The organism is Kitasatospora sp. YST-16, assembly GCF_026802215.1.
Taxonomy (GTDB): Bacteria; Actinomycetota; Actinomycetes; order Streptomycetales; family Streptomycetaceae; genus Kitasatospora; species Kitasatospora cineracea.
Genome location: NZ_CP113837.1, coordinates 3,333,375 through 3,354,189, shown reverse-complemented (window position 1 = coordinate 3,354,189; position 20,815 = coordinate 3,333,375). Strand labels below are relative to the sequence as shown.

The window sequence follows — 20,815 nt, the reverse complement described above, 5'->3', positions numbered from 1 at the left end:
CCGACCCCGACCTGCGCCGACTCCGACCCGAACCGACCCGCGCTGACCCCGACCCGCACCGACTCCGGCCGCGCCGCCGGGCGCCGACTCAGCGCCCGGCGGCGACGGTGTTCCCGGTGACCGACCCGTCGGTGCCGTCCACCGTCACCAGGTGGCGGACGCCGTCCGGGCCGAGCACCTCTACCGACCAGGAACTGCCGCCGCCCTCCCGGCCGACCACCGCGAGGGCGTCGACCTTGCCGTTCGGGACGGCCGCCGCGGCCTTGGCCACGGCCTGGTCGGCGGGGACGGCGGGCAGCGCGGCCGGGGCGAGGCCCTGGGCCGGGCCGTCGCCGCCCTGGAAGCCCTGGACACCCCGGAAGCCCTGCAAGCCCGGGAGACCGGCGGCGCCCTCCGGCAGCTGCCCGGCGCCGGGGAAGACCTGCACCGAGCCGTCCGCGCCGCGGACCACCACCTTGCCGGGCACGCCCGGCGCCTTCGGCGCACCGGGGGCGGCCAGCGGGCCCTTGCCGACGTAGGCCCGGTCGAACACCGGCACCCCGTGCTCGTGGTGGCGCTCCAGCGCGACGCCGGTGCCGACGGCCGCCACGCCCAGCACCACGACCACGGCGGCGCCGAGCACCCAGCGCACCCCGCGCCGCCCCGGCAGCCGCAGCGAACGCCGGGACGCCACCGGGGCCGGGGCGGGCCCGGCCGCCGCGTCCGACGGCTCCGGGGCGGGCAGCTTGGTCAGGTCGATCGACTCCGGCCCCGACTCCACGGGCTGCGGCTGCGGCTGGGACTGGGACTGGGACTGGGACTGGGACTGCGGGAACTGCGACTGGGATTCGGACATGCGGGTGGACCCCCTCCTGGGAACGCGGCCGGAACGGTTCCCGTCCGGCCGGGCGCCCAGCATGCCGCCGCCCTCCTGAAGCCAGGCTGAAGCCGCCCTCCCCGTTCCGCCGGACGCCTGCGACGCTGTCCCCCATGCGCGTACTGGTGGTGGAGGACGAACGGCGGCTCGCCGCCACACTGCAACGCGGGCTGCGGGCCGAGGGCTTCGCCGTCGACCTCGCCCACGACGGCGAGGAGGGCCTGTGGCTGGCCACCGAGCACGACTACGACGTGATCGTGCTCGACATCATGCTGCCCCGGCTGAACGGCTACCGGGTCTGCGCCCGGCTGCGCGCGGCCGGTGACGAGACCCCGATCCTGATGCTCACCGCCAAGGACGGCGAACTCGACGAGGCCGAGGCCCTGGACACCGGCGCCGACGACTTCCTCTCCAAGCCGTTCTCGTACGTGGTGCTGGTCGCCCGGCTGCGCGCCCTGGTCCGCCGCACCGGGCGCCGGCTGCCGCAGACCCTGGAGTTCGGCGACCTGGCGATCGACCCGGCCCGCCGCACCTGCACCCGGGCTGGCACCGAAGTCCGGCTCACCACACGGGAGTTCGCGGTGCTGGAGTGCCTGGCCCGGGCGTCCGGCGGGGTGGTGTCCAAACGGGAGATCCTGGAGAGCGTCTGGGACTCCGCGTTCGACGGCGACCCCAACATCGTCGAGGTGCACATCAGCGCCCTGCGCCGGAAGATCGACGCCCCGTTCGGCCGCAGCGCGGTCGGCACGGTGCGCGGCGCCGGCTACCGGCTGGCGGTGGACGGTGGCTGACCGGGCGATGGCTGACCGGGCGGAGGCTGACCGGGCGAAGGCTGAACAGACGGTTGCTGACCGGGCGGCGGCCGGCCGGAAGAGAACCCTGCGCCGCCTGGTGCCGCGCTCGGTGCGGGCCCGGGCGACCTTCGCCGCCACCGCCGTGGTGGCCCTCGCCCTGGGCGGCACCGCGCTGGCCCTGCTCAGCGTGCTGCACGCCAACCTGGCCCGCGACGTCCAGCAGACCGCCGTCCGGCAGGCCTCCAAGGTCGCCGCGATGGCGGAGCGCCAGCACCTGCCGCCGATCATCGGCGGGCCCGGCGGGTCGGTCCAGGTGGTCGACAGCACGGGCCGGCTGGTCGCCACCACGCCCGACCTGGCCGGCGAACTCGGCGCGGACGCCCCGGTACCGCCCGAGGTCCCGCTGCCCGCCCCGCCCTACAAGCGCCGACTCCTGGACGGGGAAGGCACGTTGTACGCCGGCGGGCCGACCGACGACCCGCGGCAGCGGGTGGTCTCGGTGTCCGTCACCGGCCCGGACGGGCAGCTCACCGTCTACGCGGCGGCCTCCCTGGGCACGGTGGACGCGGCGGGCCGGACCGCCGCCGCCGCGCTCGCCGTCGGACTGCCGCTGCTGGTGGCCCTGGTGGCACTGGTGACCTGGCGGGTCACCGGCCGGGCGCTGCGCCCGGTGGAGGCGATCCGCTCCGAGGTCGCCGAGATCACCGGCCACGACCTGCACCGCAGGGTCCCGGTGCCGCCCACCGGCGACGAGGTCTCCCGGCTCGCCGTCACCGTCAACTCCACCCTGGACCGGCTGGAGGACGCGGGGCAGCGCCAGCGCCGCTTCATCGCCGACGCCTCGCACGAACTGCGCAGCCCCATCGCCGTGCTGCGCACCCAACTGGAGGTCGCGCTGGCCCACCCGGACCCGGAGCTGTGGCCCGAACTGCTCGCCGACGCCCTCCAGGACACCGTCCGCCTGCAGGACCTCGCCACGGACCTGCTGCTGCTCGCCCGGCTGGACGCCGCCGACCCGGTCGCCACCCAACTCCTCGACCTGGACGTCCTGTTCGCCGACGTCCTGGACGCCCGGATCGCCGACCGGGTCCCGGTCCGGGCCGAACTCGCCGACGGGGCACGGGTGCTGGGCAGCCGCACCTGGCTGACCAGACTGCTCACCAACCTGGTCGACAACGCCCAGCGCTACGCCGCGAGCCGGGTGGAGGTCGAACTGTCCGTCGAGGCGGACGAGTTGGTGCTGGAGGTGCGCGACGACGGCCCGGGCATCCCGGAGCCGGACCGGGAGCGGGTGTTCGAGCGCTTCACCCGGCTCGACGACGCCCGCAGCCGCGAACTCGGCGGCGCCGGACTCGGGTTGGCCATCGCCCGGGACCTGGCCGAGCACCACGGCGGCACCCTGGTCGTCGCCGAACACCCGCACGGCGCCCGCCTGGTGGCCCGCCTCCCACTGGCCGGGCCACCTGCACAGGCGAGTTGACGGAGCGTCAGAACGAGGCGCCGCTGCCCGCCGTCACGACCTGGCCCAACGCGCCGATCCGGGCCAGCAGTTCGACGATCCGGCCCTGCACGTCCTCGGTGGTGGAGCGCTCGGCGAGGAACAGCACGTTCTCGCCGGTGCGCAGCCCGGCCCGGGCCTGCGGGTCCAGGTCGGCCGAGGTGTAGACGACCAGCGGGGTGCGGTGCAGGCGGTCGTTGGCGCGCAGCCAGTCGAGCAGGCCGAGGTGCTGCCGCTCGATCCGCTGCAGGTCCAGCACCACCAGGTTCGGCTGGAGGCTGCTGGCCCGGGCCACCGCCTCGTTCTCGTCGGCGGCGTGCTCGACGTGCATGCCGCGCCGCTCCAGGCTGGCCACCAGCGCCGCCGCGACCTCCGGGTCGGACTCCACCAGCAGCACCCGGGCCGCGTGGTTCTCGCCGTCCCGGGGCGCGAGCGCCCGCAGCAGCACCGCCGGGTCGGCGCCGTACGCGGCGTCCCGGGTGGCCTGGCCGAGGCCGGCGGCCAGCAGCACCGGCACCCGCCCGGCCAGCGCGGCGGTGCGCAGCGACTGCAGCGCGGTGCGGGTGATCGGCCCGGTCAGCGGGTCGACGAACAGCGCGGCGGGGGCCTGCGGCACCTGCGCGTCCACCTCCTCGCGGGAGGCGACGACGACCGGGCGGAAGCCCCGGACCTCCAGCGCGCCCCGGGTGGACGGGTCGGGCTCGGGCCACACCAGCAGCGGGCGCGGGCCGTCCGACGGGAGGTCCTTGGCGGGGGCGAGTTCGGCGACCGGCCGGGGCGGGGTGCGCCCCTCGACCGGGCCGCCGGACGCCACGGCCGCGGCGGGCAGCGCCAGGGCCGCCCCCGGTCCGCCGCCTTCGCCCTGCGGGGCGGCCCCGTTCAGGCGCTGGCCGTTCAGCAGCACCGGGTCGACCGCGGACGGGGTGCTCCCGCCGGCGGGCAGCGCGTTCGGCGCGGGCGCGGGCGCGGGGCCCGGCACCGGGGCGTTGGGGAACGCGGCCGGGAAGGCGGCCTGGAAGCCGCCCATCGGCCGCGGCGGCAGCAGTTCGCCGAGCCCGCTGCCGACCGGCTCGGGGGCCTGGGCGGCGGCGTCCGGGGCGGCGGGGGGCAGGGCCGGCGCGGCGGGCCGGGCGACCTCCAGCGCGCCGTTCGACGGCGCGGCCGGCGCGGCCCCGGCATCCGGGGCGGGCGCGGCCGGCGGGGCCGGGTCCAGGGCGGGGACGGGCGGCAGGACCGCCGTCACCTCCTCCGCGCTCTGCGCGGTGTCGGCGGGCAGCGCGAGCCGCCGCCGGCGCCCGGTGGGCTGGGCGGTCGGGGTGACCGGCTCCGGCGTCGAGGCGGCCAGCGCGCTCTCCAGGCCCGGGTACACGGGCGTCCCGGGGTCGGGCACGCCGGGGATGTGCAGCGCCCCGGAGCTGTCGCCGGACGCGGCCTGCGCGGCGGCCCGGCGGGCCCGCCGGCCGGAACGGGTGCCGCCCTCGGCACCCTCGGCCGGCCCGAGGGCGATCGCGCCGCCGCCGGAGGTGTCGTCCGCGGACGGCCCGGCGCCGAGCGCGATCGGCCCGCGCGGGGCCGGCTGCTCCGGCGCGTCCTGGCCGCCGCGCTCCGCGGCCGCCCGGGCCCGGCGCCGGCCGGACCCCTGGGTGTCGTCGGCGCGCGCCTCGGCCTCCGGCTTCGCGCCGGGGGCCTCGTCGCCGTCCGGCCGGGGCTCGACCGGCGCGGGCTGGCCGGGCAGGTCCGGGATCATCGCGGTGTCGGAGTCCTTGGGGACGTGCTGCTGCTTGTCCGGCCCGCCGGACGCGTCGCCGTCGGGGTCGAGCGGCAGTTCCACCACGTAGGTGGCGCCGGCCCCGTCGGGCAGGTCGTGGCGCTGGAGCACGCCGCCGTGCCGCTGGACGGCGGCCCGGGCGATCGGCAGGTGCACGGCGCTGGAGCCGCGGGCCGGGCCGCGCACCTCGACCCGGGCGACGTCCCCGCGCCGGGCGGCGGCCAGCACCACCATCGGGGGCTGCTCGCCGGCCGGCGCGGGCCCGGCGAACGGGACCCCGGCGGGGGCGGACTCGCCCTCGGCCCGGGCGGGTTCGGGCACCGGCGTGACCCCGCTGACGTCGGCCACCAGGTGGGCGAGCGCCTGGGCGAGCCGCTCGCGGTCGGCGAGCACCTTCACGGCGGCGGCGTGCACCGAGTAGCGGACCCGGCCGGGCCCGACGAGTTCCCCGGCCCGTTCGACGGCGAGCTGCACGACCTCGTCCAGGCCGACGCGTTCGCGGTCGAGGGCGGCCTTGCCGCGGTCGGCGGCGGCCTCGAAGCGCTGGTGCTCCAGGACGCCGTCGATCAGCTTCCCGAACCGGCGGCACTCGTCGGCGAGCCGGCGCAGCGTCCAGTTGGCCTCCGGCCAGAGCTGCCCGGCGGGGTCGGCGGCGAGCGCGTCGATCCGGCCGTGCAGCGCGGTGAGGGCCCCGCCGAGCTCGGTCTCCAGGACGGCGGTGAGGTGCTCGTTGCGGGCGGCGAGGGCGAGTTCGCGGGTGCGGTCGGTGAAGGTCATCACCGCGCCGACCAGTTGCTCGCCGTCCCGGACCGGGGCGGTGGTCAGGTCGACGGTGACCGGCCGGCCGTCCTTGCGCCACAGCACGGTGTTGCGGATCCGGTGCTTGCGGCCGGAGTGCAGGGTGTCCATCAGCGCGGAGCTCTCGGCGGCGAGCGGGCTGCCGTCGGGCTGCGAGTGCTGGATCAGCGGGTGCAGTTCGCGGCCGCCGAGCTCGCTGGCCCGGAAGTCCAGGATGTGCGCGGCGGCCGGGTTGACCAGCACCACGCGGCCCTCCAGGTCGACGCCGAGGACGCCCTCGGCGGCGGCGCGCAGGATCATCTCGGTCTGCTTGTGCTGGCGGCGCAGCTCGGACTCGACCCCGAGCCGGGCCGACATGTCGCGGACCAGGAGCAGCAGCAGCCCCTGGTCGTTGGTGCTGAAGGACAGGAAGCCGTGCGCCTCCCCGCCGCCCTCGTCGGTGAAGTCGTTGCCGGACACCTCGACGGTGAAGGCGGTGCCGTCGGTGCGGCGGGCGGTCATCCGGACCGGTCGGTCAAGGCTCTCGGTCTCGCTCGCGGGGGGCCGCATGGAACCCGGGATCCGACTAGGGTCGAACTCCGGCAGCAGGTCCAGCACGCCCATCCCGACCAACGAGGTGCCGGGTGCCTGCAGGCTTTCCACGGCGGCCTTGTTGACGTCGACCACGGTGCCGTTGCTGTTCACCAGCAGCAGCGGGTCGGGCAGTGCATCGAGTATCGCGGCGAGGCGAGCAGCGCCTCGGGTCGGCCTGCTGCTCACGTCGACAGGTCTCCTCACGGCTTCGGGCCGCCGCTGCGACGGGCGGCTCTGGCTCTCCTCGGAGAGGGAAGTATCTCATTCTTCTTTGCGCCGTGGACGACCCGGCCAGTATCGTTGTGGTGGTTGGTGCCGGGGCCGTCGGCTGTGGCATCATCGCAGTCGCACGGAACGCGCCGGAGTGCCGGTCGCGGTCCGGGTGTTGGAGGCGTCGCCTAGTCCGGTCTATGGCGCCGCACTGCTAATGCGGTTTGGGCTTTACCGTCCATCGAGGGTTCAAATCCCTCCGCCTCCGCTCACCGGGAGCCCCGTCGGTCACAGGCCGGCGGGGCTCCTGCGTTGTCGCCGGAAGTTCACCCGGGGGCCGCCCGGAGGGCCCCGGCCGGGGGCGACGGGGCCGGTGGCAATCGATTTCGTCCCAGGTCGCCGGTCATGTAATGTTGTCCCCGCACCGCCCAGGAGGCCAGTCCGCCGGGGCGAGCGCTCATAGCTCAACGGATAGAGCACTTGACTACGGATCAAGAGGTTGCAGGTTCGAATCCTGCTGAGCGCACCAATCTCCGCTCGCGGTTCCGCAAGGGGCCGTCCGAGCGCTCATAGCTCAACGGATAGAGCACTTGACTACGGATCAAGAGGTTGCAGGTTCGAATCCTGCTGAGCGCACCAGCCGAAGGCCCCGGGTTCCCGCCCGGGGCCTTCGTCGTGCTCCCGCCGGGTGTCGCCGGTCCTGCCGCCCCCCGTTGTGGTGGTCGGGGGGCGGCAGGACCGGCGTCAGCCGAGTTCGGTCCGGTTGATCCAGGGCACGTCGCGTTCTTCGAGGAACCACTCCGCGGGGGTGAGCGGGCGGCTGCGGTTGAAGGTGGGCGTGACCGGGTCGTGCCGGAGGAGGGTGGACTCGGCGCCCTGCTCGAGGAGTTGGGCGCCGACGGCGGGGACGAGGTCGGGCGGGCCGGACAGGTGGATGTCGTGCCCGGAGCAGTCGCCGTACTCGCGCAGGCCCTCGCGGAGCAGCCGGACGGCCTCGTTGCGGGAGGCGCCGCGGTCGGGTGCGGAGAGCACGGCGTGCAGCCAGGCGTGTTTCTGGACCATGGCGTGCACGGAGTCCAGGTCGTACAGGTCCCGGTCGCCGCGGGCGGCGATGAAGACCGTGGCGGGCCGTCCGCCGTCCTGGGCGAGCTGTTCCAGCAGGGCCCGGACCGGGGCCCAGCCGCTGCCGGCCGCGACCATCAGCAGCGGCCGGTCGGAGCCGGGCGCGAGCACGGCCTCGCCGAGCGGCGGGCCGAGCCGGAGCCGTTCGCCGAGCCGGACCTCGTCGACCAGGGCGGTGGACACCGTCCCGTCGGGGACCCGGCGGACGTGCAGTTCCAGGGTGTTGTCGGAACGGGGTGCGCAGGCGACGGAGTAGGGCCGCCAGACCTGGGGCCGGCGGTCGGAGCAGACCGTCAGGTACTGGCCCGCGGTGAACGGGTACGGCCGGTCGGGCCGCAGGGTGAGCACCGCGAGGTCGGAGGTGGCGCGGCGGTGGCCGGTGATCTCGGCGTTCCACCAGCGCGGGGTGGAGTCGGGGACGGCCGCGGCGGCGTCGATCATGGCCTGGGAGATGACGGTGTAGGCCTCGGTCCAGGCCTTCTCGATCTCGGGGGTCCAGTAGTGGCCGGAGAAGTGTTTGAGCGCGGCGATCAGGCTGGCGCCGACGGCGGGGTAGTGCTCGGGCGCGGCCTGGAACTTGCGGTGGTCGCGCCCGAGTGCCGCCAGGTAGCCGGTGAGTTTCTCCGGTTCCTCCAGCCGCAGCACGAGTTGGGTGAGTGCGGCGAAGAGGCGGTCGCGCTGTTCGGCGAGCCTGGCCGGGAAAAGCTCTTCGACACCGGGGTTGTTGGTGAAGAGGTGGGCGTAGAAGAACTTGGTCAGCTGATCGGCTCGGCGCTCGACGACGGCGAAGCTGGCGCGGATGACCGCGGGGTCGAAGGGCACCGGGGGGCTCTCAGCCCGCGGCTTCTTCGGTCATTGCCGCGCTCATGACATCCGTGATGACGCCGTAGAGCGCCGTCCAGGCGGCCTCGATCTCCGGGGTCCAGGCGTCGCCGGCGAAGTGCGCGAGGGAGGCGAGCAGGCTGCCGCCGACGGCGGGGAAGTGCTCGGGGAGGGCGCCGTAGCCGATGTGCCGGCGGCCCAGGCCCTGGAGCACGTTGACCACCGTGTCGGTGTCCTCGAGCCGGTTGACCAGGGTGCCTATCGCGGCCCAGAGGCGGTCCTGCTGGTCGTTCATGTGCTCGGCGAAGAGCTTGCGCACATCCGGGTTGTGCTCGAACAGGTGGGCGTAGAAGTAGGCGGTGACCTCGCTGCCGTGGGGCTCGACGACGGCGAAGCTGCTCTTGATGAGAGTGGGATCGATTGTCACGCCCGCCGACTCTACTGATAAACCCACCAATTCGAACAGGCCGGATTGACGGGAAGTCAACAACTGGGCGGTAGCACCCGATTGGTGCCTGTTCGTGGGAGTTGACGGTGAGTCGGGCGGGTATCCAGATGCTGCTGACCGAGTGGCCGCCAATCGGGTGGTGTCGGGGGAAATGAGCGGGTGTTGCGGTATGACCGAAACCAGATCGTGATTACCTTTTGTCGGATCGTCATGACCATTCGGGCGAAGGGCGATCGGACCGCGATGGTGATCGGACCGCGATTCCGGCGGACGACGACACCGAGAGGAGAGCCGGATGTGCCGACAGTTCCCGCACCGGGCCCCGGCCCTCGACGCCCGCCCGGCCGACCGTGACCGGCCGCACCCCCGCATCGGCCGGCGCACCGCCGCGCTGATCGCCACCGGGCTGCTCACCGGCCTCGGCATCCCGCCGGTGGCCGCCCAGCAGACCCCGGACAGCTGGTCCGCCGAGCGGCGCGCCGTCCTGCCCTCGGGCCTCACCGTCCAGTTCGACTACGCGGCCGTCCCCGGGGTGGGCGTCGACACCGCGCCCGGCAAGCTCGCCGACCGCACCGGCGGCGGAGCCGGCCCCTACACCGACGGCATCCGCCCCGGCGACCCGGCCGAGACCTTCCAGGCCGCCGAGCGCCGCCCCCGCGCCGACGGCTCCTGGCACACCCTCGGCACCCTCCAGCTCTCCTTCTCCCGCCCGGTCCGCAACCCCCGACTGCACGTCAGCGGCCTTGCCGGAACGGCCACTTCGAAGGACGGCAGCACCGGCACCAGCACCCGGCTGACCGTCACCGGCGGCAGCCCCGCCGCCCCCGCCCTGGTCGGCCGCACCGGCTGGCCCGGCTGGACGGTCGGCGCCGGCGAGCTCGCCCCCGCCCCCGACGCCGGGCCGGACGGCACCGCCGACGGCACCGGCACCCTCGAACTCGCCGGCACCGTCACGACCGTGTCGCTGCGCGTCGAGCAGCGCTCCACCGCCCGGGACGGCTCCACCACCCCGCCCGCCCCGCTCCGCCAGGCGTACACCGTCACCCTCGACGAGGGCCTCGGCAGCGCCCCGCAGGAGTACGGGAACGTCTCCCACCTGGTCTCCGACCTGTTCCTCGGGCAGGACGCCGCGACCTCCGCCACCCGGGCCCGCCCCGGCCTCGCCCAGTCCGTCGAGCAGCCGCTGCAGCCCGGCCCGCCCGCGAGCCCGCCCCCGCCGCCGCCCGACGCCGGGCCGGTCGCCCCCAGCGTGGAGATCGACGGCGGGGAGAGCCGCCGCAGCCCCTGGGCCAGCCCGCCCCCGCCGCTGCTGCAGCCCGGCCGCGCCGAGTACCAGGGCGCCGACCCGACGCTGAAGTTCCCCACCGAGGCCGCCGTCGGCCGCTACTACCACCTGGACGTGCCGGTCAACGCGGGCGGCGGCCCCGCCGTCCTGGCCGGCTGGATCGACTTCGACCACAACGGCCGCTTCGACCCGCTCGAGCGGGTGCAGGCCGACGTCCCCGCCGGCGCGGACCACGCCGCCCTGGAGTGGCAGGTCCCGCCCGGGGCGGCCGGCGGCGACACCTGGGTCCGGCTGCGGCTGGCCCGCAGCGGCTCCCAACTCGTCGCCCCCGGCGGCTTCGCCGACTCCGGGCAGGTCGTCGACCAGAAGGTCGGCATCTCGATCGGCGCCGCCAAACCCCAGGTCGGCCTGCCCGTCCCCGGCAGCACCACCCGGGAGCCCCGCCCCGAGTTCCGCGGCGACGGCGCGGTCGCCGGGGCGAGCATCGCCGTCCAGGAGAACGGCACCACCCTGTGCACCGCCAAGGCCGGCAACGACGGCTCCTGGAGCTGCCGCCCCGACCGGCCGCTCGCCGAGGGCACCCACACCCTCGTCCCGGTGGAGACCACCCGCACCGGCATGGTGCTGCGCGGCGACGAGTTCCGGCTGACCGTCCGGACCACGCCGCCCACCGCCCCCGTCCTCACCCTGCCCGCCTACACCAACGACCCCGGCCTGCTGCTCACCGGCCTCGGCGAACCCGGCTCCACCGTCACCGTCACCGCGGACGCCCCCGGCCAGGGCCGCGGCGACCTGTGCTCCACCGCCGTAGCCGCCGACGGCACCTGGTCCTGCCTGCCGGTCGAGAACCTCGCCGACGGCCGCTACCAGCTCACCCCGCGGGCCGACGACGGCGCCGGCAACCACGCGGACGGCAAGGCGGTCGCCCTCACCGTCGACACCGTCGCCCCCGACCGCCCCCAGTTCACCGCCCCCGGCAGCGGCGAACTCCTGCACACCGCCCGCCCCAAGCTCACCGGCCGCGCCGAACCCGGCACCACCGTCACCGTCACCGCCACCACCGGCCACGGCGACGAACGCACCACCGCCTGCAGCGCCGTCACCGCCCCCGACGGCACCTGGTCCTGCACCCCCGCCCACGACCTCGCCCCCGGCGACCTCACCCTCCTCGCCACCGCCACCGACCCGGCGGGCAACGGCACCCCGGGCGACCCGGTGCCGGTCCGCGTCGCGGCAGCGACGCCGGGCGCGAGCGCGAGCCCGAGCGCGAGTCCGAGTCAGGCTGTGACGCCGAGCCCGAGCCCGAGTGTGAGTGCGGCGCCGAGTGCGAGTGCCGAGGTGACGGTCAGTCCGAGCGCGAGCGCGAGTGCGAGCATGAGTGGGAGCATGAGTGGGAGCGCGTCGGCCTCCGCGTCCCCGTCCGGTTCGGCGTCGGCTTCGACGTCGGTGGTGGCTGTGCCCGATGCACCGTCAAGTGCCGTGCCCTCCGTGTCGATCCCGGCGGTTCCTACGCCGGTGGTACCGGTGGTGCCGGTGCCGCCCGACGTGCTGCCGATCGTGGTGCCGCCGACGGGTGGGCAGGACGACGTGCCCAGTGCGTCGCCGTCGCCGTCCACGGTGCCGTCCGCGTCCACGTCCGCAGCCCCGTCGCCGTCGCCGTCCGCGTCCGGATCGGCGTCGCCCGCCCCGTCCGTGTCGTCCTCGCCGTCCGGTGGGGCTTCCGAGCCCGAGCTGACGTTGCCGGTGCCGCCGGACGTGGTGCTGCCGATCGTGGTGCCGAGTGCGTCGCCTTCGCCGTCCGCATCCGCGTCGGAGTCTTCCGGTGGGGTGGCCGGGCCCGCGTTGACGTTGCCGGTGCCGTCGGACGTGGCACCGCCGGTTCCTCCCGCCCCGGTGGCCGTTCCGGCAGCCCCTGCGGTGCCGTCGACCGTCGGTCCGACGGGTGGTCAGCTCGCTGCGGCGCCCGCGCCGTCCGGGGTGCCGGGCCGTCCGGTGGAGCCTGCGGCGGTCGCGCCGACCCGAGGCACGCCGCCCGCGACCACGCCGCCGCCCGCCGCGACCCCGCCCGCCGCGACGTCTCCGGCCGGTACACCGTCGCCGGTGGTGCCGACGTCGACTCGGGGGGCCTCGGCCGCTGTGACGGTCCTGTCCGCTCCGCCGTCCGTTCCACCGTCCGTTCCGCCGTCCCAGGCCCCGTTGGCGTCGGTGTCGGCGTCGGCGTCGGCCCTGGTCCCGGCGTCCGACGACCCGGCAGTGGCCGCTCCCGATCCGGAGCCGCAGGACGACGAGGCGCAGGCGCAGCCGCAGTCGCGGACGCCGGCCGCGCCGCCGCCGGACGTGGTGGCGGCGGCGCACCGGGCGGCGGCCACCGGGTGGCGCGGGCTGGCCTGCGGGGCGCTGCTGATCGCGGCGGGCGTGGGGCTGCTGACCCGCCGGGTGTTCGGCCGGGGGAGTGGCACCCGGCGTCGCTGACGGCCCGTCCGTTCCGGTTCCGAGCTCCGGTCGGCCCGCTCGTTCCCGCAGCTCAGCGCGGGCGGGCCGTCCCGTGTCCGCTGAGCGGACAAACCGACACACCCCTTGGCAAATGTCGCATTTGATGACTTATCAACTTAGCCTGAGTCTGGCACTGCCCGTCAGATCCGGGCCGCCCGGTGCGCGACACTCTGACCCTTAGGACACGTGCATGGACGTCACCCGCGACTCGTCGCCGCGACCCAACTCCTGGCCCCCCGCCGCACCCGAGCCCCCGGTCGGTGCGACCCAACTGTCCAAGGCGGTCGCCAGAGCGGTGGCCAAGCCGCTGATCACCACCGCCCCGCCGGCCGAGGACGGTCTCGACCGGGGGCCGGCCACCCAGCCGCTCCCGGTGGTGAACCCGGCCGTCGACCCGGCCCGCCTGGTGCCGGTCGGCGCGGACGACCCGTCCGTGCTCCCGCCCGCGCCCCGGCCCGCCGTCGAGCCCGTCACCGTCGAGCCCGCCGGCGCCCCGTCCGGCAAACTGCGCCGGCTCAGCGCGGCCGGCGCCGAGCCGGTGGCGGCGCACCCGACCGCGGCCGAGGCCGCGACCCACCGCCGACCGCCGCGCGCGGACCAGTCGCTGCGCGAGCGGCGCGCGTTCGCCCTGCCGGGCTGGCTGCCGCTGCTGGTGCTGCTGGCCGGCGCGGCCGGGGTGCTGCTGGTGCTGGCCCGGGCCGGGGTGCTCCCGCAACTGCCCGGGGTGCCGGACCTGCGCGGCCCGGCCGCGCTGGACAGCGGGCGGGCCCAGGTCGGCGACGGCACGGTCGCCGCGGTCAGCGGGATCGGGCTGGTCATGCTGGCCGCGCTCGGCGGGATGCTCTCCAACCCGGGCGGCGAGACCCGGGTGCTGACCCGCTGGGGCCGCTACCGGGGCACCGTCCGCCGCACCGGCCTGCTCTGGGTGAACCCGCTGCTGCGCCGCCGCCGGGTGGACGTCCGGCTGCGGCACTGGCGCAGCGAGCCGGTGCACGTCACCGACCGGGCCGGGACGCCGCTGGTGGTGCGGCTGCTGATCGTCTGGCGGGTCAAGGACACCGCCCGGGTGACGCTGGGCATCGCCGAACACGAAACGTATCTGCGCGAGCAGGTGCAGGCCGTCCTTACCCGAACCGCCTCCCTGCTGCCGTGCGACTCCAACTCCGCACCCGGGCCCGCGCTGCGCGACGGCCAGTGGTTCGCCGACGAGCTGACCCGGGCGCTGGCCGCCGAGACCGCCCCGGCCGGGGTCGAGGTGTACTCGGTGCAGCCGCTGGCCCTGGACTACGCGCCGGAGGTCGCCGAGTCGATGCGCCGCCGCCGGCTCGCCGACCTGGACGCCGGGCTGCGGACCGTCCTGGTGGACGACGCGGTGGAGGCCGCCGCCCTCGCGGTGCGACGCCTGGAGCGCGCCACCGCCCACGAGTTGGACGACAGCGCGCGCAGCGCCCTGATGGAGCAGCTGCTGGTCGCGTTCGTCGCCCCGGCCGGGGTCACCGCCTCGGTGCCCGCCCCGGCCGCCCGCCCGCACCGCAAGGAAGGGAAACCCGCGTGACCACCGCGCTCGCCTCGATATCCACCGACCCCACCGACCTCCCGGGTTTCGCCGGGGCCCCGCTGCTGGGCTTCGCCGAATCCGACGGTGCGCCGGCCTGCCGCTGCGCCGCGTGCGCCCGGTCGGCCGTCCGCACCGGCGGGTCCGGCGCGGCCGAGCGGGTGGGCCGAATACACCGCGCCGTGCGGTCGGCCCTGCTGGCCGGCACCGTGCTGGCGGGCGCCGGAGCGGTCGGCCTCGGCCTCGACGCGGGCACCGCGCAGGCCATGCCCGCGCCGTCCGGCCCCGGCTGGGACGGCAAGGTCTACTGGTTCAAGAACGCGGCCGGCGAGTGGCGCTACACCAAGTGGCGCAACGTCTACCTGGACCGCACCGGCGGCGCGAAGAGCGCGCAGCCGCAGTCCCCGCCGGCGAAGTCCGCCCCCGCGCAGTCCTCCGGCGGGATCCGGCAGGGCTGGGACGGCCGGGTCTACTGGTTCAGGAACGCGGCCGGCGAGTGGCGCTACACCAGCCACCACGACGTCTACGTCGCCCGGACCGGCGACCGCGGCTCCTCCGGGCAGTCCGCCGGTTCGTCCGGCCAGTCCGGCCAGTCCGCCGCGAGCGGGGTGGAGGCGGCGGTGTCCTACGCGCTGGCGCAGGTCGGCAAGCCGTACGTGTGGGGCGGCAACGGGCCTAACGGGTTCGACTGCTCGGGCCTGGTCCAGCAGGCGTTCCGCCGGGCCGGGGTCTCCACCCCGCGGGTCGCCGACGACCAGTACCGGGCCGCCACCCCGATCGGCTCCGGGCAGCTGCAGCGCGGCGACCTGGTGTTCTGGTCCAGCAACGGCCGGATATCCGGCATCCACCACGTGGCCATCTACCTCGGCGACGGGACGTACGTGGAGGCCCCGCGCCCCGGCAAGGACGTCCGGGTCTCCCGCCTCAACAGCGGCTACTACCCGGACTTCTTCGGCCGCCCCTGAACGGCCGGGACAACCGGACGGCGGGGAAACCGACGGCGCCCCTCCCGCGTGCTGCGGGAGGGGCGCCGTCGTGCGGCCCGACGAGGCGTCAGGCGGACGCCTCGGAGAGCAGCTTGAGCTCCGCCCCGGTCAGCTCCAGCGAGGCGGCGGCCAGCAGCGGCGGCAGCTGCTCCACCGTGCGGGCGCTGGCCAGCGGGGCCGCCACCGTCGGCTGCGCGGCCAGCCAGGCCAGCGCCACCGCGGCGGGCTGCGCGCCGTGCGCCGCGGCCACCTCGTCCAGGGCGGCGAGCACCCGCAGGCCGCGCGGCTCCTCCAGGTAGCGGCCCGCGCCCTGGGCCCGGGCCGAGTCGACGGCCGCGCCCGGGCGGTACTTGCCGGTCAGGAAGCCCGAGGCCAGCGCGTAGTACGGGACGGCGGACAGGCCGTGCTCGGCGGCCACGTCCGCCAGCGGGCCCTCGTAGGTGTCGCGGGAGACCAGGTTGTAGTGCGGCTGCACCGCGACGTACTTGGCCAGGCCCTCGCGGGCGGCGAACTCCAGCGAGGCGGCCAGCCGCTCCGGGCCGATGTTGGACGCGGCGACCTCGCGCACCTTGCCCTCGCGGACCAGCGCGTCCAGCGTCGTGACGATCTCCTCGACCGGGGTCTCCGGGTCGTCCCGGTGGGTGTAGAACAGGTCGATCCGCTCCACGCCGAGCCGGCGCAGCGACTCCTCCGCGCCGCGCCGGATCGTCTCCGGGCGCAGGTTGTCCAGGCCCGACAGCATGCCGACCTTGGTGGCGACCACGATCTGCTCGCGGTTGCCGCGGCTGCGCAGCCACTCGCCGATCACCGTCTCCGACTCGCCGCCGGAATTGCCCGGCGCCCAGGCCGAGTAGACGTCCGCGGTGTCGAGGAAGTTGCCGCCCGCCGCCGCGTACGCGTCGAGCACGGCGAAGGACTGCGCGGTGTCGGCCGTCCAGCCGAACACGTTGCCGCCGAGGGCCAGCGGGGAGACGGCGAGGTCGGAGGGGCCGAGGGTCACCCGGGGGGCGTCACTGTTGGTCATGACGGGAGACAACCCGTTCGGGTCCGGCTTGATTCCGGCGGACCGTGCGTTCACCCCCCGGTCGCCCGAGGTGAGGGGAGCGTGCAGACCTGCCCGGGGACGGGGACCGGGGTGTCGTCGGGCTGCCCGGGCGGGCTAGAGTCCCGTCCATGGCTGACAACGACTACGACCCCGCCGGCTCCACCCAGATGTTCCGGGCGTTCGTCGACGAGGCCCCGGCCGCGCAGGCCCCGGGCACCGTCACCACCTACGGCAGCAGCTCCTCGTCGAGCCGCACCCCGATGGTCGTCATCGGGGCCATCGTGGTCCTGGCGGTCGTCGCCGGCGTGATCTGGCTGGCCGTCAAGTAGCACCCGGGAGCACCCGCACGGGGCCGACCGGACACCCCGGGCGGTCCCGCCGTCGGGCGTGCCTACACTGGCCGGGTCCGCCGCACCGCCGCGAGGAGGCACCCGTGACCGCGCCGTCCACCGAGACCGCCAGAAGCCTCGGCCTGGCCGCCGCCGCCAACGCCCGCGACCTCGGCGGCTACCGCACCGCGGACGGCCGCACCGTCCGCCCCGGCGCGCTGCTGCGCACCGAGGCGCTCAGCCGGCTCGGCGAGGACGACCGGGCGCTGCTCGGCGCGCTCGGGCTGCGGCACGTCGTCGACCTGCGCAGCCTCGACGAGGTCCGCCACCTCGGGGCCGACCTCGTCCCGGGCCTGCCCGCGGCCGTGCTGCCGCTGGACGCCGCGGCGACGCTCACCGTCGCGGCGGCCGACGGGCTCGGGCCGACCCTGCACCACCTGCCGGTGTTCTCCGCGGACTTCGACCTGTACGTGGAACTGCGCCGGGCGCTGGGCAGCGGCGACCCGGCGGCCGTGCACGCCGCCCTCGGGGACGGCCGGGCCGCCGCGATGATGACCTCGATGTACCGCTGGTTCGTCACCGACGCCGTCGCCCGCTCCCGCTTCGCCACCGTGCTGCGGCTGGCCGCCGAGGCGGGCGGCGCACCGGTGCTCTTCCACTGCACCGCCGGCAAGGACCGCACCGGCTGGACGGCGGCCCTGCTGCTCACCGCCCTGGGCGTGGACCGGGAGAGCGTCCGCGCGGACTACCTGCTCACCAACGAGCGCTCGGCGGCCCTGATCGCCCGGGTCGACCCGCTGATGCGGCCGCTGGCCCGCGCGGAGGAGGCCTACCTGGACGCGGCCTTCGAGGAACTCGCCCGCGGCTGGGACGACTTCGAGCACTTCTGGCACGACGGCCTGGGCCTCACCGCCGAGCACCTGGCGAGTCTCCGGGCCGGCTGCACCGTCTAGGCCCTGTCCGGCCGATCTTGCCGGGCGCACGACTCCCCCAGCCCCAAGGGGGGCTGGGAGGTGCCCCCTGGGCATCCCGCCTGGAAGCACCGGCCCAACACCCGAGTACATCCAGTACGAGGGCGTCGGGCCGGCACTCCCAGCCGGGCGCCCACCGCCGCGCGCTGATCCGACAAGATCGACCGGCCCGGGCCTAGATGGTTGATGCCAAGGGCACCTGAAGCGCATGAGATGAAGCGAGGGAGTCCAAAGGTCGGTTGTGACGCCTGACCTGGACTCCCTCGCGACCGCACTCTACGTGAAGACCGACGACCTGCTGAAGCAATCGCCGTATCTGGCCCCATGGCGGCCCGCGATCGGCCTCAAGCCGAGGCTGACGGACGCCGAGCTGGTGACCCTGGCGGTGATGCAGGCCCTGCTCGGCTTCACCTCCGAGCGCCGCTGGCTCCGCCACGCCACCACCCATCTGCGGCACCTGTTCCCGTACCTGCCCGGCCAGTCCGGCTACAACCGGCGCCTGCGCAAGGCCGCCGACCTGATCGCCCACGTCAACCGCCTGCTCGCGGCGGACACCTCGCTGTGGACGGACGATGTGTGGGTCGTCGACTCCACCCCGGTGGAATGCGGCCGCTCCCGTGAGACCGTGAAACGCTCCGAGCTGGCCGGATGGGCGGAGTACGGATACTGCGCCAGCCACTCGCGGTTCTTCTGGGGACTGCGGCTGCACCTGGTGTGCACACTACACGGCCTGCCGGTGGCCTTCTCCCTGACGGGCGCGAAGGCCGCGGAGCGCGAGGTCCTGCTTGACCTCCTCGCCACCGAGCAGGACCTCGTCCGCAACCGGCCCGACCAGGTCCTGCTCGCGGACATGAACTATTACGGGCGCGCGTTCGAGTGCGAGTTGGCCGCCACCGGCGTGCGACTACTGCGGCCCGCCCGCAGGGGCGAGCCCCCACGAGCCGGATCGGCGCTGTTCAAACCGCTGCGACAGGTCATCGAGTCGGTGAACCAGACCTTCAAGGCCCAACTTGACCTCGAACACCACCAAGGCCGCACCAAGAGCGGCGTGACAGTCCGGGTCCTGCAACGCGTCCTCGCCCTGACCAGCGCGATCTGGCACAACGACCACACCGGCCAGTCCGTCATGCGCTCCCTGACCGCCTACGACCACTAACCCTTCGCATCAACCATCTAGGGGCCCGGCTGCCGCCGGGCCCCCTCCACCCACTTGCCGCTACTCGGCGGTGAGGCCGTCGCGGAGGTGGGCGAGCGTCTTGGTGAGCAGCCGGGAGACGTGCATCTGGGAGATGCCGATCTCCTCGCCGATCTGGGACTGCGTCAGGTTCCCGAAGAATCGGAGCATGATGATCCGGCGCTCGCGGGGCGGGAGCTTGGCGAGCAGCGGCTTGAGGGACTCGCGGTACTCGACGCCTTCGAGGGCGAGGTCCTCGTAGCCGAGGCGGTCGGCGAGCGGGCCCTCGCCGCCGTCGTCCTCGGCCGGGCTGGAGTCGAGCGAGCTGGCGGTGTACGCGTTGCCGACGGCCAGGCCCTCCACCACGTCCTCCTCGGAGACGCCGAGGTAGCCGGCGAGCTCGGGGACGGTGGGGGAGCGGTCGAGGCGCTGGGAGAGCTCGTCGCCGGCCTTGGTGAGGGCCAGGCGCAGCTCCTGGAGGCGGCGCGGGACGCGCACGGACCAGCTGGTGTCCCGGAAGAAGCGCTTGATCTCGCCGACCACGGTGGGCATGGCGAAGGTCGGGAACTCGACGCCGCGGTCCGGGTCGAAGCGGTCGATGGCCTTGATCAGGCCGATGGTGCCGACCTGGACGATGTCCTCCATCGGCTCGTTGCGGCTGCGGAAGCGCGCGGACGCGTACCGGACCAGCGGCAGGTTGAGCTCGATCAGGGTGTCCCGGACGTAGGTGTGCTCCGCGCTGCCGGACTCCAGCCCGGCGAGCCGGCGGAACAGCGCCCGGGACAGCGTGCGGGTGTCGAGGGCCCGGTCGGGGGCCTCGGCGGGACCGGCCTGGGCCGGGATCTGTACGGCGACGGCTTCGGCTTCGATGACCGCACTGCCCGGTTCTGTGAACACGCGCCCACCCCCCTCGTGACTGTCTGTCGAACGGCCGCCACCGCGCGGTGGTTCCCGGTCGACGGGTCTTCCTGCTCAATACCGGCGCACCGGCCCCGGCAAACCCGAACGTGGTGACTCGTCATCCGGCGGTGACACGGGGCAACAGGAGGCGGCTCACTCCTCCCAGGAGTTGCCGGTGCGCAGCCGGGACAGGATCCGGGACAGCAGGCGGGAGACGTGCATCTGGGACATGCCGAGCTCGGTGGAGATCTGCGACTGGGTGAGGTTGGCGAAGAACCGGAGCATGATGATCCGCCGTTCCCGCTCGGGGAGTTGGACCAGCAGGTGGCGGACCATGTCGCGGTGCTCGACGTCGGTGAGGGCGGAGTCCTCGTAGCCGAGCCGGTCGAGCAGGGCGAGGCCGCCCTCGTGCTCCTGGGCGGCCTCCAGCGAGGCGGCGTTGTAGGCGCGGCCGGCGTCCAGGCAGGCCCGGACGTCCTCCTCGGGGATGCGCAGGTTCGCTGCGATCTCGGGGACCTTGGGGACCCGGCCGTGGGTGACCGTCAGCTCCTCCATGGCGCCGCTGACCTGCACCCAGAGCTCCTGGAGCCGGCGCGGGACGTGCATGGTGCGGACGTTGTCGCGGAAGTAGCGCTTGATCTCGCCGAGGATGGTGGGCAGCGCGTAGGTGGGGAACTGGACGCCGCGCTCGTGGTCGAAGCGGTCGATGGCGTTGATCAGGCCGATGGTGCCGACCTGGACGATGTCCTCCATCGGTTCGCTGCGGCTGCGGAAGCGGGTGGCGGCGTAGCGGACCAGCGGGATGTTGATCTCGATCAGGGCGGAGCGGACCCGGGCGCGTTCGGGGGCGCCCGGCGGGAGTTCGGCGAGCCGCTCGAACAGGACCCGGGTGAGGGTGCGGACGTCCACGGCGCCGCGTCCGCCGGAGCGTCGGGCGGCCAGCTCGACAGGGTCCGGCAGGTCCTCGATCCGGTCCTCCGGCGCACTGCCCTGCTGCGTCCGCACGGACACGTCACCCCTCCCTCGTGAACCACCTCGCCAATTTCCGGCAAAACCGGTCATAGCATCACAAGTCGCTCTGTGGCCGGGCAAGCACCCGGTAGAGGCGTGTTGACGGGCCGTCCAGCATTCGGCGGAGCGCGCCAGACCCCCCGCTCGCGTGCGGAGGGCGGGGGGAGGCGGGTCGTG

At 75.1% G+C, this 20,815-nt stretch carries 15 protein-coding genes and 3 tRNA genes; 11 read left to right on the top strand and 7 right to left on the bottom strand.

Features of this window, described 5'->3' with window-relative positions:
- Positions 1 to 88 precede the first annotated feature (88 nt).
- A complete protein-coding gene (locus OU787_RS15330; protein ID WP_268659662.1) occupies positions 89 to 835 on the bottom strand; it encodes a hypothetical protein in 747 nt (248 codons plus the stop codon).
- 134 nt (positions 836 to 969) lie between these two features.
- Here OU787_RS15330 and OU787_RS15325 point away from each other — a divergent pair, with 134 nt between their 5' ends.
- On the top strand, positions 970 to 1,647 hold the full coding sequence (locus tag OU787_RS15325; RefSeq protein ID WP_030457479.1) for a response regulator transcription factor: 678 nt from the start codon (positions 970 to 972) through the stop codon (positions 1,645 to 1,647).
- 7 nt (positions 1,648 to 1,654) lie between these two features.
- Positions 1,655 to 3,130: a sensor histidine kinase gene (locus OU787_RS15320; RefSeq protein WP_268659661.1), complete on the top strand. Its 1,476-nt coding sequence runs from the start codon at positions 1,655 to 1,657 to the stop codon at positions 3,128 to 3,130.
- Between the two features lie 7 nt (positions 3,131 to 3,137).
- Here the strand turns inward: OU787_RS15320 and OU787_RS15315 are convergent, their stop codons facing one another.
- Complete coding sequence (locus OU787_RS15315) at positions 3,138 to 6,473, bottom strand: PAS domain-containing protein (protein ID WP_268659660.1); 3,336 nt, start codon at positions 6,471 to 6,473, stop codon at positions 3,138 to 3,140.
- A gap of 201 nt (positions 6,474 to 6,674) precedes the next feature.
- On the opposite strand from OU787_RS15315, the gene OU787_RS15310 reads away from it, so the two are divergent.
- The 3 genes from OU787_RS15310 to OU787_RS15300 all read left to right on the top strand — a co-directional run bounded on the left by OU787_RS15310 (position 6,675) and on the right by OU787_RS15300 (position 7,136).
- Positions 6,675 to 6,765, top strand: a tRNA-Ser gene (locus OU787_RS15310).
- A gap of 185 nt (positions 6,766 to 6,950) precedes the next feature.
- Positions 6,951 to 7,026 (top strand) — tRNA-Arg (locus OU787_RS15305).
- A gap of 34 nt (positions 7,027 to 7,060) precedes the next feature.
- Positions 7,061 to 7,136 (top strand) — tRNA-Arg (locus OU787_RS15300).
- A 105-nt stretch (positions 7,137 to 7,241) separates the two neighbouring features.
- Here the strand turns inward: OU787_RS15300 and OU787_RS15295 are convergent.
- Together OU787_RS15295 and OU787_RS15290 are read right to left on the bottom strand one after the other, a co-directional pair.
- Complete coding sequence (locus tag OU787_RS15295; protein ID WP_268659659.1) at positions 7,242 to 8,441, bottom strand: globin domain-containing protein; 1,200 nt, start codon at positions 8,439 to 8,441, stop codon at positions 7,242 to 7,244.
- 10 nt (positions 8,442 to 8,451) lie between these two features.
- A complete protein-coding gene (locus OU787_RS15290; protein WP_030457475.1) occupies positions 8,452 to 8,868 on the bottom strand; it encodes a globin family protein in 417 nt (138 codons plus the stop codon).
- A 316-nt stretch (positions 8,869 to 9,184) separates the two neighbouring features.
- On the opposite strand from OU787_RS15290, the gene OU787_RS15285 reads away from it, so the two are divergent.
- The 3 genes from OU787_RS15285 (at position 9,185) to OU787_RS15275 (ending at position 15,187) form a co-directional block, all read left to right on the top strand.
- Positions 9,185 to 12,646, top strand: coding sequence for an Ig-like domain-containing protein (locus OU787_RS15285; RefSeq protein ID WP_268659658.1), 3,462 nt, complete (start codon positions 9,185 to 9,187; stop codon positions 12,644 to 12,646).
- A gap of 211 nt (positions 12,647 to 12,857) precedes the next feature.
- Positions 12,858 to 14,222, top strand: a complete 1,365-nt coding sequence (locus OU787_RS15280) for an SPFH domain-containing protein (RefSeq protein ID WP_051816424.1) — start codon at positions 12,858 to 12,860, stop codon at positions 14,220 to 14,222.
- Positions 14,219 to 15,187, top strand: a complete 969-nt coding sequence (locus OU787_RS15275) for a C40 family peptidase (protein WP_051816423.1) — start codon at positions 14,219 to 14,221, stop codon at positions 15,185 to 15,187. The genes OU787_RS15280 and OU787_RS15275 overlap by 4 nt, the downstream gene beginning before the upstream one ends.
- 88 nt (positions 15,188 to 15,275) lie before the next feature.
- Here the strand turns inward: OU787_RS15275 and OU787_RS15270 are convergent, their stop codons facing one another.
- Positions 15,276 to 16,232 (bottom strand): aldo/keto reductase, encoded by a 957-nt coding sequence (locus OU787_RS15270; RefSeq protein WP_030457471.1) that lies wholly within the window; start codon positions 16,230 to 16,232, stop codon positions 15,276 to 15,278.
- Positions 16,233 to 16,381: 149 nt separating this feature from the next.
- On the opposite strand from OU787_RS15270, the gene OU787_RS15265 reads away from it, so the two are divergent.
- The 3 genes from OU787_RS15265 to OU787_RS15255 all read left to right on the top strand — a co-directional run bounded on the left by OU787_RS15265 (position 16,382) and on the right by OU787_RS15255 (position 18,709).
- Complete coding sequence (locus OU787_RS15265) at positions 16,382 to 16,582, top strand: hypothetical protein (protein ID WP_030457470.1); 201 nt, start codon at positions 16,382 to 16,384, stop codon at positions 16,580 to 16,582.
- A gap of 104 nt (positions 16,583 to 16,686) precedes the next feature.
- A complete protein-coding gene (locus OU787_RS15260; RefSeq protein WP_051816422.1) occupies positions 16,687 to 17,535 on the top strand; it encodes a tyrosine-protein phosphatase in 849 nt (282 codons plus the stop codon).
- Positions 17,536 to 17,794: 259 nt separating this feature from the next.
- On the top strand, positions 17,795 to 18,709 hold the full coding sequence (locus tag OU787_RS15255; RefSeq protein WP_030464759.1) for an IS982 family transposase: 915 nt from the start codon (positions 17,795 to 17,797) through the stop codon (positions 18,707 to 18,709).
- 60 nt (positions 18,710 to 18,769) lie between these two features.
- Here OU787_RS15255 and OU787_RS15250 read toward each other — a convergent pair whose 3' ends face one another.
- Both OU787_RS15250 and OU787_RS15245 read right to left on the bottom strand, forming a co-directional pair.
- The gene (locus OU787_RS15250) at positions 18,770 to 19,624 is read right to left on the bottom strand and encodes an RNA polymerase sigma factor SigF (RefSeq protein WP_030457468.1); all 855 of its coding nucleotides are present in this window, start codon (positions 19,622 to 19,624) and stop codon (positions 18,770 to 18,772) included.
- A 156-nt stretch (positions 19,625 to 19,780) separates the two neighbouring features.
- On the bottom strand, positions 19,781 to 20,638 hold the full coding sequence (locus tag OU787_RS15245; RefSeq protein WP_030457467.1) for an RNA polymerase sigma factor SigF: 858 nt from the start codon (positions 20,636 to 20,638) through the stop codon (positions 19,781 to 19,783).
- Between the last annotated feature and the right edge of the window lie 177 nt (positions 20,639 to 20,815).